This is a genomic window from Poseidonibacter lekithochrous, from assembly GCF_018861145.1.
GTDB lineage: Bacteria > Campylobacterota > Campylobacteria > Campylobacterales > Arcobacteraceae > Poseidonibacter > Poseidonibacter lekithochrous_A.
This window is the reverse complement of record NZ_JAHKQT010000030.1, coordinates 1-13551: the sequence shown is the minus strand read 5'-3', so window position 1 is coordinate 13551 and position 13551 is coordinate 1. Positions and strand designations below refer to the sequence as shown.

The following is a 13551-nucleotide window of genomic DNA, read 5'->3' as shown; positions in this document are numbered from 1 at the left end:
TTTGGAGTTGCTCGTTAATAGTAGTTTAAATTAAGAAAAGGGTAAAAATAATATTTTACCCCTTTAAAGTAGTGCATTTAGTCTTTTTTAGTTTCGTTGTTTTCTGTATTTACGATATCTTCATCATATGAAGATGCTTCTTCTTGAGTTTCAGTTTCACTAACTTCAAGCTCTTCTTCATCTTTAGAAATAGCATCACTATGAAGGTCTTCATCTTCAAAAACTTCTCCACCATTTTCTTTAATAATTTCTCGTACTCTTTCTCCTGAAATTACTTCAATATCCAATAATTCAGCTGTCATTTGCTCAATTGCAGCATCATTATCTCTTAAAGCTTGAAGAACAACTTCATATCTTTCATTTAATAAAGTCTTAATATGTGAATCTAAGTTTTTAGCCATATCATCTGAGAAGTCTTTTTGTGTTTGTCCACCTAAAAATTGGTTTTGTCTTTTTTCTAGAACCATTAATCCAACAATATCACTCATCCCATAGATTGTAGCCATTGATTTGATAATATCAGTAGCACGTTCAAGATCATTTCCAGCACCTGTACTAATCTCACCAATAAATACTTCTTCTGCCGCACGACCACCTAACAGTGTATCTACTTCAGCTATTAGCTCATGTTTTTGCATTAAATATTTATTCTCTTCAGGAGTATTAAGTGTGTAACCTAAAGCAGCCATTCCTCTTGGAACTATTGATACTTTATTTACTTTCTTAGCACCCTTTGTAATTTCTGCAATTACAGCATGTCCAGATTCGTGGTAAGCTACAATTTTTCTCTCTTTTGGAGATATTCTCCTAGATTTTTTTTCTAGACCAGCAATTTGTCTTTCAACTGCTTCTTTAAAGTCTTCATATGTAACTTCATCTTTTTTAGCTCGTCCTGCAAGTAATGCAGCTTCATTTACAATATTTGCTAAATCAGCACCTGCCAATCCTGCTGTCATACGCGCAACTTCAACTAAATCTACATCTTTTCCAACTGCTACATTTTTAATATGCACGTTTAAGATTTCTTTTCTACCTTCAAAATCAGGCTTATCAACTAAAACTTGTCTATCAAATCTTCCTGGTCTTAAAAGTGCAGGATCTAAAACTTCTGGTCTATTTGTAGCTGCTAATACAATAACAGGAGCTTCTTCTGTAGCAAAACCATCCATTTCAGCTAATAATTGATTTAGAGTTTGTTCTCTTTCATCATTACCACCCATTGGTCCACCACTTGCTCTACTTTTACCAATAGCATCAATTTCATCAATAAAGATAATTGCAGGTGCAACTTTTTTAGCTTGCTCGAATAAATCTCTAACTCTTGAAGCTCCAACCCCTACAAACATTTCAATAAATGCTGAACCAGAAACACTTAAAAACTCAACATCTGCTTCTCCAGCAACTGCTTTTGCAAGTAATGTTTTACCAGTTCCAGGAGGTCCAACTAAAAGAACACCTTTAGGAATTTGTGCTCCTAACTTTACATATCTATCAGGATTTCTTAAAAATTCTACTACTTCTTGAACTTCTTCTTTAGCTTCTTTATTTCCAGCCATATCTTCAAATTTAACATTTGGTTTTTCAGAATTAATCATCTTTTTAGATGATCCAATTCCAAGAAGACCTCCGCCTCCTCCACCCATTGATTTTGACATTTTTCTTGAAATAAACATCCAAATACCTAAGAAAATAAAAATAGGTAAAACCCATCCAAATAAAATATCTGCCAGAATATTTTCTTCATTTATTCCACCATAATTAATTCCATTTTTTTCTAAACTTGGAACTAAAGTTTCATCAGGAACAACTCTTCTTGCAGTATACGTAATAACTTGACCTGTATTAGATTTAGATACAGCTCTAATTTGAGTATTACCAATTCCAACATATTCAATCTTTCCAGAAGTAATTAAAGTTTTTAACTCTGAATATGGAATTGTTTTATTTGTAGATTGCGTATTAAATGGTGTAACACCATTATTTGAACCAGTTCCCATTTGATTTTCTGGGAATAATGCTTTAAAAGCAAAAATTGTAACTATTGAAAAAATTACAAAAACTAATAATGGGTTATTATTAAAAAAATTGTTATTATTTCCACCATTATTGTCATTATTTTGTTTATCGTTCATAAACTAAAACTCCTTATTATTTTTAAATACAACTGTAACCCATTCATTTTTATGAATAAGTTCTAATTGTTCTAAGTCTTTAAATTTGTTTAAAACTCTATCAATGTGTTTATCTAAAATACCAGAAATTATTAATATAGCATTATCATTTAAACAGTTATTTAAATCTTTTGCAATCATAGATAAAACGTCAGCAACTATATTTGCAATTACTACATCATATTTCTTTACTGCTTTATTAGCAGAACCAATCCATGAAGTATTAAATTTAACAGAATTTAATTCAAAATTACTTGCAGTATCTTTAATACAAACTTCATCTGTATCACAAATATCAACAATACAGTTTTTCTTAGAAGCTGCAATTGCTAAAATTCCACTTCCTGTTCCCACATCTAAAACTGTTGATCTTTCACTAACATAATTATCAATAGCTTCAACACAAGAAGAAGTAGTTTCATGATGACCTGAACCAAAAGATAATGCAGGATCAATTATAATATCAATTTTATCTTCTTTTTTCTCTTCCCATGAAGGACGGATATAAAAGTTTCCAATTTCAACAGATTTAACTGATTCTTGATATTGTTTTATCCAATCAATATTTTCTTTTTTTGTATGTGTAGTTTTACACTTGATATCTAAAGCTTTTGCAAACTGTAAGATACCTTCTTCAACATTAGATAAATCATCTTCACTTCTAGCAATCAAAGTGCCATCAATTTCTTCAATAGCATTGTTATTTGTTAATGAAGTAAGTAGATCTAAAAAAAGTTCGTAATTTTTATTTGGATTAATTATTAATTCAAAATAGTATTCAGACAAATATTTCCTTTTTATTTAACTATATAAAATTAAATTATTTTATAAAAAGTGTAATATTTTATCTAAATAACATTATAAATAATATTAAGAAGGCTTAAAAGAAAGATTCAATCATATCTCTCATAACTTTTTTATCAGATATTTTATTAATTAAATCTCTAAATTCATTTGCCCCTGTATAGCCTTTAGAGTATGAATGTAGTAGTTTTCTAAACATAACTGTACCATGTTCACCATGAAAGTTAAGTGTTGCATCAAAGTGTTCTAAAATAATCTCTTTTTTTAAATCTTGAGATATATCTTTATCTTCAATATTTTGTTTTAATTGATGAAAAATCCAAGGTCTTCCTATTGCACCACGACCAATCATTACACCATCAGCTTTTGTATATTCCAAAACTTCTCTAGCCTTATCATAATCTTTAATATCGCCATTAGCAATAATAGGGATACTAACAGCTTCTTTCATTGCTTTAATTGCATCATAATCAACTGGAGCTTTATATTTACCTGCTCTAGTTCGACCATGAACGGATACAAAGTCTACACCACAAGCTTCAACTGCTTTTGCAATTTCAACTGGTATTTTATCAGTAACACCAATTCTAACTTTTGCACTTGTATATTGTTTTGTTGAATATTTTTTAACAGTTGAAAGAATAGTTTCTAATTTTTTTAAATCTCCTAAAAGATTTGAACCAGAACCGTGTGAGAATACTTTTGGAGCAGGACACCCACAGTTTAAATCAATTCCATCAATTCCATCAATATCATTTAACATCAAAACAGCATCTCTAACTAATTCAGGAGTATTTCCTGCAATTTGTACAATATAAGGATCTTCACTTGGAGATTTTTCTATCATTTTAAATGTTTTTTCTGATTTATAAACTAAAGCATTTGAAGAAATCATTTCAGAAATTGTAATATCTGCACCAAATTTTTTAACTACAGATCTAAAAGGCAAGTCAGTATAACCAGCAAGTGGCGCCAACACCATTAAGGGTTGGCTAAAATCTATTTTTTTTGTCATTATTTATAAGAGATTGATTCTAAATCGTAGTGTTTACCAGCTTCTTTTAAATCTAAAAGTGCTTTGAATGATGAATACTCACCCTCTGGCGTAGTATCAACTATTTCTCTTACTTTCTCAATCATTTCATATTCAAATAATACATGTAAGTATGCTGGAGTTGATTCATCAATTTCTGAACTTAATTTTTCAAATAATGCAATTATTTGATCTGGCTGTAAAATTGACTCATAATTTCTAGCAAGTGCTAAATAGTCTTCAGTTGTATATTCTAAATCTTTTACAATTTTAGATAACTCTTCTGCACTAAATCCAAATTCATTATTTGCAGCATCTTTTTCAAATAACCTTCTTGCTAATTCTTTATCTAGTTTTACATTTTTATAAAGTTTTTTAATTGTAGTCATTGATTTTTCATTTATAACATTTATAAAAGATTGTCTAACAACATTTGGAGCATAATTTTCAACTTTTTTAAGAACTTCCACTGCAAAATCTGGCTGTTCATTTACTTTGTTAATCATGTTTTGATTTGCTAATTCTGACATTTCATTTAATTTTAATGATTTATCATTTACAAATTTTCCAGCTTTAATATCTTGAATATTTGCAATTAAATTGTTTAGTTCTGAATCTGAAGAGGTAAATGTATCATTTTTAACATTTAATTTTAACTGTGAAACAACTGCTGATAATTCTTTAAAAGCTTTAGTTCTAAATCTTTTTGGAGGATTTTTTTCTAATAAATTTGATTTAATTAGAGTCATCATTGTATCTTTATCTTTATTTATTGCTCTTTGCTTAAATATATTTATTAAACCATAAAATAGAATATGTCCTATTGTTGCGATAAATAAGAAAACTATTGGAAGTATAATCCAAACTGCTACTGGTAAAAGTAGTGAGATGTCAAGGATCGTAACCTTATAATCCCCTAACTCTAAACTAAATGTATATCCATAAATTAAACCAATAAATAATACTGAAAAAACAATATATTTTTTAAAACCCATAACTAAATCCTTTTTACTATTTTTCTGCTTCGTAAATCTCTCTACATGGTGTACAAAACTTTGCAAATGGTTTTGCTCTTAATCTTCCAATTGCTATTAATTCATCACACATATCGCAAGTTCCATAAGTTCCTTCTTGAACTCTTTTTAGTGCATCTTCTATTTCTTCTAATTCTTTAACTTGTTGATTCGCAATAATGCCTTCTTTAAAACTATCACTTGATATTTCTGCATAATCAAATTCATCTTTACATTCTGAATTTTTTAAAGAATCAATACTATCCCGACTTCCTTGAATATTTTTAATGATTAATTCTTTTCTATCTAGTAGAATTTGTTTTAATTCTTCAACTTGTTTTGTGTTAGCCACATTGTACCCTTAAATTTAAAATTTTGCTATTATACAAAAAATATTATAAATTATTTATGATACGGATGATTATTTATGATACAAAGGCCTCGAAAGATCTGTTCAGTCAAGACAATATTCGCTATTTTATGTGCCATTGTTAAATCACTTAAAGATATTATACTATCACATTTCTTTAAAAATTCTCTTTCAAAGCCAAATGCTCCACCAATAAAAAAGTTTATTTCATTTTTACCCTCTAATATTTTAGAAAAAGAATATGAATCTAATTTCTTCCCTAAAACATCTAAAGCAATATTATAACCTTTTAATAATGGTTCATACGTTTCACTATAAGCTTTTTGTGATTCTCTTTCACCAATAGTTTGAGCCTTAGAAATTGATTTATTAAAAATATAATGAACTTCAATTTTTGCATATTTTAAAGACATTTTAATAAACTCTTTTATCAAAATGTCAAATTCATCTTTTGATGGTTTTACTATAGAATAAATATTAATTTTCACAACAAGCATTCCTTTTAGTCATATAAAAATCACTTCCTACAACATTAAAAGTTATATTTTTAATTTTATCTTCAATTTTAACTCCACCTGTAGCACAAACTGGGTGAGTGGATATTTTTGCTAAGTAAGTAATTTTATCACCCAAGAAAGTATTAATATCATCTATATTAGTTTTTCTATAAGCTCCAAGTTCTATCATATCAATTTCTAATTCATTAGCTTCCAATATTTCTAATTCATTATAAGTTGAAAGTCCTAAAAGTTTATTTCCTATTCTTTTTCTTATTAGTTTAAAAGCAAGTTTTTTATTTTTATGTATTAAAGTAAAATCTTCTTGGCCTAAATGTAAGCCATCACAATATTCTATTAAGTCTATTTTATTATTCACAATAATTTGAATATCAAGAGAGTTTTTTAAAAAGATTAAATTTTCTTTTTGTGTTTGAATAGAAGATATTTTATCTTTATATTGAATCAGTTTTATATCTTTATTTTTACATAAACTTACAAAAGATTCAAGTGAAATATTTTTTTTTAAAAGAGTTTCATAATCACATAAAACATATAAAAGGTTAGAAGCTTCAAGTTTAAAACCTAAAGCTTCTTCAAAGTTTGATAGCATTTAGTTTGCTATTTTCTCTTTTTTAAACATTGTTAATAAATCAGATAATGTTCTCTTCATATCAGCTCTATTTACAACCATATCTATAGAACCTTTTTCTAGTAAGAATTCAGCTCTTTGGAATCCTTCAGGTAAATCAGCTCCAATAGTTTGTTTAATAACCCGTTGACCTGCAAAACCAATTAAAGCACCTGGCTCTGCAATAATAATATCCCCTAAAAATGCGAAAGATGCAGAAACACCACCCATTGTAGGATCTGTTAAAATTGAAATATATGGTAATTTCGCATGATCTAACCTTTTAAGTGCCGCAGAAGTTTTTGCCATTTGCATTAATGCAAAAGTTGATTCTTGCATTCTTGCACCTCCTGAAGCTGAAACAATAATAAGACCTTGATGATTTTCAATAGCTCTATTTACAGCTCGTACAATCTTTTCACCTTCTACAGATCCTAAGGAACCTCCCATAAAAGAAAAATCAAATACTACAATTTGAACAGGTGTTCCATTAATTTCACAATCACCACTTACAACAGAAGATGTTCTTCCTGTTTTTTTCTCTGCAACTTCAACTCTTTTTTTATAAGAAGTTTTATCTACAAACTTTAAAGGATCGTTAGGTCTTAAATTTTCATCATGTTCAACAAAAGTGCCTTCATCTGTTAAAATCTCAATTCTTCTTTTAGCCCCAATTCTCATATGAAAATTACATTTAGGACATATATTATCTTGATTTTCAACTTCTTTAAAGAACATTAAAGAACTACATTCTGGACACTTTACCCAGTGACTTGGTGCATCTTTCTTTGTAGGTTGTTCTTTAGAATCACTATCAAATGATATTTTGCTAAATAAGTTTTTTAAATCCATATTAAATCCTTTTTTTTAATCTTATAAATTCTCGAATTTTTCTAATTCGTCAAGTTTCTCCCAAGGGTAGTCACTTTGACCTACTTGTCCTCTTGATGCAACATCGGCATAAAGGAAAGTCTCTGCACTTGGTTTATCTAATGCAAACTTATCAGTAATCCATTTAGGAGTTAATGAGAAATTATTCATTACAAATTCAGACAATTCATCATCATTTAATTTTGTAAATGTACCCATTGTATCAACTGAAACAGAAGTTGGACGTGCAACTCCAATCGCATAAGATATTTGAACAACTGCTTTTAAAGCAAGTCCTGAAGCTACAATATGTTTTGCAATCCATCTTGCTGCATAAAGTCCAGATCTATCAACTTTTGTATAATCTTTTGAACTTTGAGCTCCTCCACCAATTGGTGAATATCCTCCAAAAGAATCAACAATAAGTTTTCTTCCTGTTAAACCACTATCATGTAAAGACGAATGACTTACATATCTTCCTGTTGGGTTAATATGTATAATTGTATTATCTTTATCATACATATTAGTTGGAAGTCCAGAATCATCAATTAAACCTTGAATTAATTCTCGTACATCTTTAATATCCATATCTTCAACTGAAGGAGCAGATACAACTATAGTATGTATTTTTTGTGGTTTACAATTTTCAAAATTTTCTTTTGTTCCATAATCAACAGTAACTTGAGTTTTAATATCTACACCTAATTTATGATTATGCTTTAACGCATAATTATAAACTTTGTCACTTAGCATTCGGGCATAAGAAATAGCTGCTGGCATAAAATCTGCAGTTTCTGTTGAAGCGAATCCAAACATAATACCTTGATCACCAGCACCAATATCACCAGTAGTCTGATCAACACCTTGAGAAATGTCTGGACTTTGTTGGTTTAATAATACTTGAACATTTACATCATCTGGATGTAAACACTGCTCTTTTGTAAAAGCTGATTTTCCATCATAACCAATTTTAGCAAGTGCTGCTTTAACTAAATCTTCATACTCTTTATCACTTAATTGGCAAGTTGACTTAACTTCTCCACCAATTATTACATTTTTTCCTGCAACAAAAACTTCAGATGCAACTCTGCTGTTTTTATCTTCAATAATTAATTTATCAACAATAGTATCCGCAATAATATCTGCACATTTATCAGGGTGACCTGGGCTTACTACTTCTGAAGTAAATAAATACTGTTTTTTGTTTTCCATTTTTGTTTTCCTTTGTGGTTTTCCATTTTTGTTTTCCATTATTTTTAATTACAATTTTGCTGTTAAAAAAATAACAAATACAACAGCAAGTTGAATCTATTCTACGGTAACTGATTTAGCCAAGTTTCTTGGCATATCAACATCGTTTCCTAATCGAACTGATATTTCCATTGATAATAACTGTAAAGCTATTAACATTTCAAAAAATTCTAACATATAATGATCAGTCTCGTTAATTTTAATAAAATCATCACTCAAATCAAAATCAAGTGGTGATATAGAACAAATAGTACTATCTCTAGCACTTAATTCTTCAACATTGGATTTTATTTTATCATAAAGTAAATTTTGTGGCATTAAAGCAATAGTGAACAACTCAGGATCAGCTAATGCTATAGGACCATGTTTCATTTCACCTGCAGGATAACCTTCTGCATGTAAATATGAAATTTCTTTAAGCTTTAAAGCCCCTTCTAAAGCTAGTGGGAAAAATACATCCCTACCAATAAAGAAGAAACCATGACCATGTAGGTACCTTTTAGATAATCTTTTTGTTTTCTCATGCATAGAATCATTAATAATTAATGATTTTGGAACTTCTCTTAAAGCAAGAAGTTCACTTTGTAATTTGTCATTTGGAATTACATTTTTAACTTTTCCAAAATAAAGAGCTAACATCCATAAAACAACTGTTTGAGTTGTAAACGCTTTAGTAGATGCAACGCCCTTTTCAATTCCGGCACGTGTTAAAATAGTAGCATCTGCTGTTCTTGTCATGGATGAGTTATCAACATTACAAACTACAAGAGACTTAAGTCCTGCTGTTTTTGCCATTTTTAAAGCTTCAAGAGTATCTGCTGTTTCTCCACTTTGAGATATTACAATAAATAAAGTATCTTTTGTTAATAAAGGATCTTTATATCTAAACTCACTTGCAATTTCAACATTACACTTGATTTTTGATAATCTTTCAAAAAGATATGAAGCTGTTAATCCTGAGTGATACGATGTACCACAAGCACAAATTTTAATTTCATTAATACCTTCTATTAAAGATTTATCAATTTCATCAAATAAAATTCCTTCATCATTAAGTCGACCTAACATACAATCGCCTACTACATCACTTTGCTCATAAATTTCTTTTTCCATAAAAAATCTAAAACCATCTTTTTGTGCAAATTGCTTAGAAGTTGGAAGTGTTGCCCATGAATAATTATCACTAAAGAATTCAATTCCAGAAGCACTAGCAATTCCACCAACATCATCTTCTAAATATACAACATCATCTGCTAAACCTATTAAGGGAGCATCTGACGAAGAAAATAAAACTTCACCTTCATCTTTACCATTTGCTACAATTAAAGGTGAGCCATGCTTAAAGAAAAATACTTTAGTAGGATCCGCTTTTGTTATTAAAAGAATAGAAAAAGCACCTGCTAATCTTTTAATTGTATTATTAAATGCTTCTGTTGTATCATTTAAATTATTATAATAATTTTCAAATAAATGAACAATAACTTCTGTATCCGTTTGAGATACAAACTTATGTCCTTTTGAGATTAATTCTTCTTTTAATTCTTTATAGTTTTCTATAATTCCATTGTGTACTACATAAGAATATTCACCTAAATGGGGGTGTGCATTAAGTTCTGTTGGTTGCCCATGTGTTGCCCATCGTGTATGTCCAATTCCTAGTTCATAATCTCTTGAAGAACTAGCTTTTATTTTTTCTTCTAAATTATGCAATTTTCCTAGAGCTTTAAATACATCAATTTTATCATCACCTAAAACAGCAATTCCTGCAGAGTCGTAACCTCTATATTCAAGCTCTTTTAGGCCATCTAATAATATCTTTGTTGTATCGTTTTTACCTACATAACCAACTATTCCACACATATAGTAGTACCTTTTAGAAAAAATTTAATCAGCGATTATACTTAAAACTTACTAAATAATATCTTTTTTACAAAATATTATTTTTCTTTATTAAAAATTTAAATTTTCTATTAATTCTTTATGTACATATCCATTACTAGCAAGTATATATTTATTTTCAAATAATACATAATCATTTCCATCAATATTTGATACTTTACCACCTGCTTCTTGTAAAATAATAAGGCCAGCACTAACATCCCAAGCTTTTAAATTCATTTCATAATATGCTTCATAAATACCAGATGCAACATAACATAAATCAAGTGCAGCAGAACCTAATCTTCTTATATCTTGGCATCTTGGTAAAATATGTTTAATTTTTTCTACTACATCATTTAGATCATCTTCACAAGTCCCAGAAGAGTAAGGAAATCCAGTTGAAAGTAAAGCTTTTTGAAAATCACTTTCATCTGAGACTTGAATCTTTTCACCATTACAATAAGCACCTTCACCTACAACAGCTGTGTACAATTGATCTAAAATTGGATTAAATACAATTCCAATGTATGGTTTTTTATCTTTATAAACTCCAACTGAAATTGCAGTATGAGGCAATTTATTTACAAAATTTGTAGTTCCATCTATGGGATCTACAATAATTGAATTTGAAAATATTTTATCTGTATTATCAGACTCTTCTGCTATTACATTAAAATCATAAAACTCTTTTTCAAATCTAACTTTTAAAAAGTTTTCTACAGCAACATCATATTTTGTAACTAAATCTTTTTTAGCTTTAAAAGTGACATCTTTTTTTGAATAATAGCCTTCTTTAAATATCTCACCAGCTTCTTTTATAATTTCTATTAATTTATTTTTCATTTATCTTCCAACATATTTAATTTTATCTATTTTAGCAAAGGATAATTACAAAATGGTTAATGACGTCTAAATTAAAATTATTTATTTAATAATATATTATAAACTATAAACATTTAACTGATATAATCATTAAAAACCAAATTAAAAGAAGGATATTAAAAGTTACTTTTTAACTTTTTAAAAAAAATTATGAAAAAAAATTTAACAATACAAAATCTAATTGATACAAAAACAAGAATATTACTTTATATCTCATCTTTGTTTACATTATTATTTCTACAAAATTTTTGTACAAATATATGTGAATTTATAGATGGACTAATGCCAGAACAAGTATTAAGAAATCTTTTCTTTATTTTTATAATACATACTATTTTTAGAGAGTTTTTATACTGGAGATTTAGTAAAAAATCAAATGATCTATCTTTGCCAAGACAAGCTTATCTCTTAAGTATAGTATCCTGGATATTTGCTGGTTTTTGCGCCTTTTTATTACATTACTTTTTATATCCTAATTTTCCAATAGCAAGTCATATAAGAATATTCTTAAGTTACTTAATTTTAGGAGCTGCAGTTTTAGCGCAATTTGAATATATTTTATTTGAAATAAGATATAAAAAAATTTCTAATAATACTAATTATACTTTTTTTAATGAAAAGATTTCGAGAAGAATAATAGAAACATTTCTAATTTTTACACTTGCACCAATCACAACTTTATTACTTATAATTTTAAGATATAACACCGAAGGAATAATTGGAACTCAAGTTACAATTGATATGATGTATATTGGTGGGTTAATGATTTTCATTGCATTAATTTTAGCAATAGCATTTGGAAATATATTAAAAAAAGATACAAAAATGATAATAGAGAATATTAATAGTATAAAATCAGGAGAATACAATAATACTCAAACAATTAATAGACCTGATGAGCTAGGAGAAATTTCTTTTGCAATTAAAGATATGTCAAAATCTATAAAAGAAGGTATTGAGCAAATTGAAGAGTTACATGGAGAGATTACAAATACCCAAAAAGAAATCATCTATACAATGGGTGAAATTGCTGAAACAAGAAGTAAAGAAACAGGAAATCATGTAAAAAGAGTTGCTGAATATTCTTATATACTTGCAAAAAAAATTGGATTATCTGAAGAAGAAGCGAGTATTTTAAAACTAGCTTCTCCAATGCATGATATTGGAAAAGTTGGTATTCCAGATAATATTCTAAATAAACCTGGAAAATTAACTTTTGAAGAATTTGAAATAATGAAAACACATACTCACTTAGGTTTTGAAATGTTAAGATATTCAAAAAAACCAATCCTTCAAGCAGCCTCAATAGTTGCAAGAGACCATCATGAGAAATATAATGGAGAAGGATATCCAAGAGGTTTAAAAGAAAAAGAAATACATATTTTTGCAAGAATTACAGCAATTGCTGATGTATTTGATGCACTAGGAAGTGACAGAGTTTATAAAAAAGCGTGGGATGACGAAAAGATATTCAAACTATTTAATGAAGAAAAAGGAAAACATTTTGATCCAGATATCATAGAACTATTTTTTGAGAATATTGATGAAATATATAAGATTCGATCTATGTTTAAAGATATATAATTTCTTAATATATTAAGACTAAAAGTTTAGGTATAGAATCTAAAATATTACAAACTTTTTCAATCATATCCGCTTTAGATTTAATCATATACTGTCTTTTTTCACTCATTCTTTTGATAAATTCATCTTTGTTAAAACTATCTTTTGTAAATACAGTATTTAATGAATTACGATTCTTTTTACTTTCCATCATAATTGCTTTAACCTGCACTCTTTGATCTTTAGATAAATTCAAATCTCTTAATACCTTGAAAATAGGCATACTCTTCTTCATCATGTGCTTCTTACAATTAGACTTAGAATTCATCTCACTATTTTTATTCTTACCCATATCACAACTTGCATATACTGATGTGCTTAATAATCCTGCTAAAACTAAACTTGTTAATATTTTATTTGAACTTTTCATTTTTAAATCCTTTAATTCTTTGATAAAGAATTATGACATTAATATTTTAATCATATGTAAATCTAATGTAAATGAAATATAACAATACATATAATAATTGTGAAATACATAAAAAAAGAGGCCTAAAAGAGAATAAAAAGAAGTAAAGCCCAAAA

At 28.1% G+C, this 13551-nt stretch carries 13 protein-coding genes; 1 reads left to right on the top strand and 12 read right to left on the bottom strand.

What is annotated here, in order from left to right:
- Positions 1 to 77 precede the first annotated feature (77 nt).
- The 11 genes from ftsH to KO488_RS11075 all read right to left on the bottom strand — a co-directional run bounded on the left by ftsH (position 78) and on the right by KO488_RS11075 (position 11364).
- Positions 78 to 2132: an ATP-dependent zinc metalloprotease FtsH gene (ftsH, locus tag KO488_RS11125; RefSeq protein ID WP_216058890.1), complete on the bottom strand. Its 2055-nt coding sequence runs from the start codon at positions 2130 to 2132 to the stop codon at positions 78 to 80.
- Positions 2133 to 2135: 3 nt separating this feature from the next.
- Entirely contained in the window at positions 2136 to 2957 is an 822-nt protein-coding gene (locus KO488_RS11120; RefSeq protein WP_216058889.1) for a 50S ribosomal protein L11 methyltransferase, read from the bottom strand.
- Between the two features lie 94 nt (positions 2958 to 3051).
- On the bottom strand, positions 3052 to 3990 hold the full coding sequence (locus tag KO488_RS11115; RefSeq protein ID WP_216058888.1) for a tRNA dihydrouridine synthase: 939 nt from the start codon (positions 3988 to 3990) through the stop codon (positions 3052 to 3054).
- Entirely contained in the window at positions 3990 to 5003 is a 1014-nt protein-coding gene (locus KO488_RS11110) for a hypothetical protein (RefSeq protein WP_216058887.1), read from the bottom strand. The genes KO488_RS11115 and KO488_RS11110 overlap by 1 nt, the downstream gene beginning before the upstream one ends.
- A 16-nt stretch (positions 5004 to 5019) precedes the next feature.
- On the bottom strand, positions 5020 to 5373 hold the full coding sequence (gene dksA / locus KO488_RS11105) for an RNA polymerase-binding protein DksA (RefSeq protein ID WP_216058886.1): 354 nt from the start codon (positions 5371 to 5373) through the stop codon (positions 5020 to 5022).
- Positions 5374 to 5423: 50 nt separating this feature from the next.
- Positions 5424 to 5879: a 23S rRNA (pseudouridine(1915)-N(3))-methyltransferase RlmH gene (locus KO488_RS11100; protein WP_216058885.1), complete on the bottom strand. Its 456-nt coding sequence runs from the start codon at positions 5877 to 5879 to the stop codon at positions 5424 to 5426.
- Complete coding sequence (locus KO488_RS11095; RefSeq protein WP_216058884.1) at positions 5869 to 6501, bottom strand: thiamine phosphate synthase; 633 nt, start codon at positions 6499 to 6501, stop codon at positions 5869 to 5871. Before KO488_RS11095 ends, KO488_RS11100 begins: the two co-directional genes overlap by 11 nt.
- Positions 6502 to 7371 (bottom strand): acetyl-CoA carboxylase, carboxyltransferase subunit beta, encoded by an 870-nt coding sequence (gene accD / locus KO488_RS11090; protein WP_216058883.1) that lies wholly within the window; start codon positions 7369 to 7371, stop codon positions 6502 to 6504. It lies immediately after the preceding gene.
- Positions 7372 to 7392: 21 nt separating this feature from the next.
- On the bottom strand, positions 7393 to 8601 hold the full coding sequence (metK, locus tag KO488_RS11085) for a methionine adenosyltransferase (RefSeq protein ID WP_228319144.1): 1209 nt from the start codon (positions 8599 to 8601) through the stop codon (positions 7393 to 7395).
- A 96-nt stretch (positions 8602 to 8697) separates the two neighbouring features.
- On the bottom strand, positions 8698 to 10500 hold the full coding sequence (glmS, locus tag KO488_RS11080) for a glutamine--fructose-6-phosphate transaminase (isomerizing) (RefSeq protein ID WP_216058881.1): 1803 nt from the start codon (positions 10498 to 10500) through the stop codon (positions 8698 to 8700).
- A gap of 90 nt (positions 10501 to 10590) precedes the next feature.
- Positions 10591 to 11364: an inositol monophosphatase family protein gene (locus tag KO488_RS11075; protein WP_216058880.1), complete on the bottom strand. Its 774-nt coding sequence runs from the start codon at positions 11362 to 11364 to the stop codon at positions 10591 to 10593.
- 189 nt (positions 11365 to 11553) lie between these two features.
- On the opposite strand from KO488_RS11075, the gene KO488_RS15520 reads away from it, so the two are divergent.
- A complete protein-coding gene (locus KO488_RS15520) occupies positions 11554 to 12987 on the top strand; it encodes an HD domain-containing phosphohydrolase (protein ID WP_216058879.1) in 1434 nt (477 codons plus the stop codon).
- A gap of 4 nt (positions 12988 to 12991) precedes the next feature.
- Here the strand turns inward: KO488_RS15520 and KO488_RS11065 are convergent, their stop codons facing one another.
- Complete coding sequence (locus KO488_RS11065) at positions 12992 to 13396, bottom strand: hypothetical protein (protein WP_216058878.1); 405 nt, start codon at positions 13394 to 13396, stop codon at positions 12992 to 12994.
- Positions 13397 to 13551: the final 155 nt, after the last annotated feature.

Coding starts and splice junctions, on each gene's coding strand:
- ftsH (WP_216058890.1), bottom strand. CDS start 2,132: ATGAACGATAAACAAAATAATGACAATAATGGTGGAAATAATAACAAT.
- KO488_RS11115 (WP_216058888.1), bottom strand. CDS start 3,990: ATGACAAAAAAAATAGATTTTAGCCAACCCTTAATGGTGTTGGCGCCA.
- KO488_RS11110 (WP_216058887.1), bottom strand. CDS start 5,003: ATGGGTTTTAAAAAATATATTGTTTTTTCAGTATTATTTATTGGTTTA.
- KO488_RS11095 (WP_216058884.1), bottom strand. CDS start 6,501: ATGCTATCAAACTTTGAAGAAGCTTTAGGTTTTAAACTTGAAGCTTCT.
- accD (WP_216058883.1), bottom strand. CDS start 7,371: ATGGATTTAAAAAACTTATTTAGCAAAATATCATTTGATAGTGATTCT.
- metK (WP_228319144.1), bottom strand. CDS start 8,601: ATGGAAAACAAAAAACAGTATTTATTTACTTCAGAAGTAGTAAGCCCA.
- glmS (WP_216058881.1), bottom strand. CDS start 10,500: ATGTGTGGAATAGTTGGTTATGTAGGTAAAAACGATACAACAAAGATA.
- KO488_RS11075 (WP_216058880.1), bottom strand. CDS start 11,364: ATGAAAAATAAATTAATAGAAATTATAAAAGAAGCTGGTGAGATATTT.
- KO488_RS15520 (WP_216058879.1), top strand. CDS start 11,554: ATGAAAAAAAATTTAACAATACAAAATCTAATTGATACAAAAACAAGA.
- KO488_RS11065 (WP_216058878.1), bottom strand. CDS start 13,396: ATGAAAAGTTCAAATAAAATATTAACAAGTTTAGTTTTAGCAGGATTA.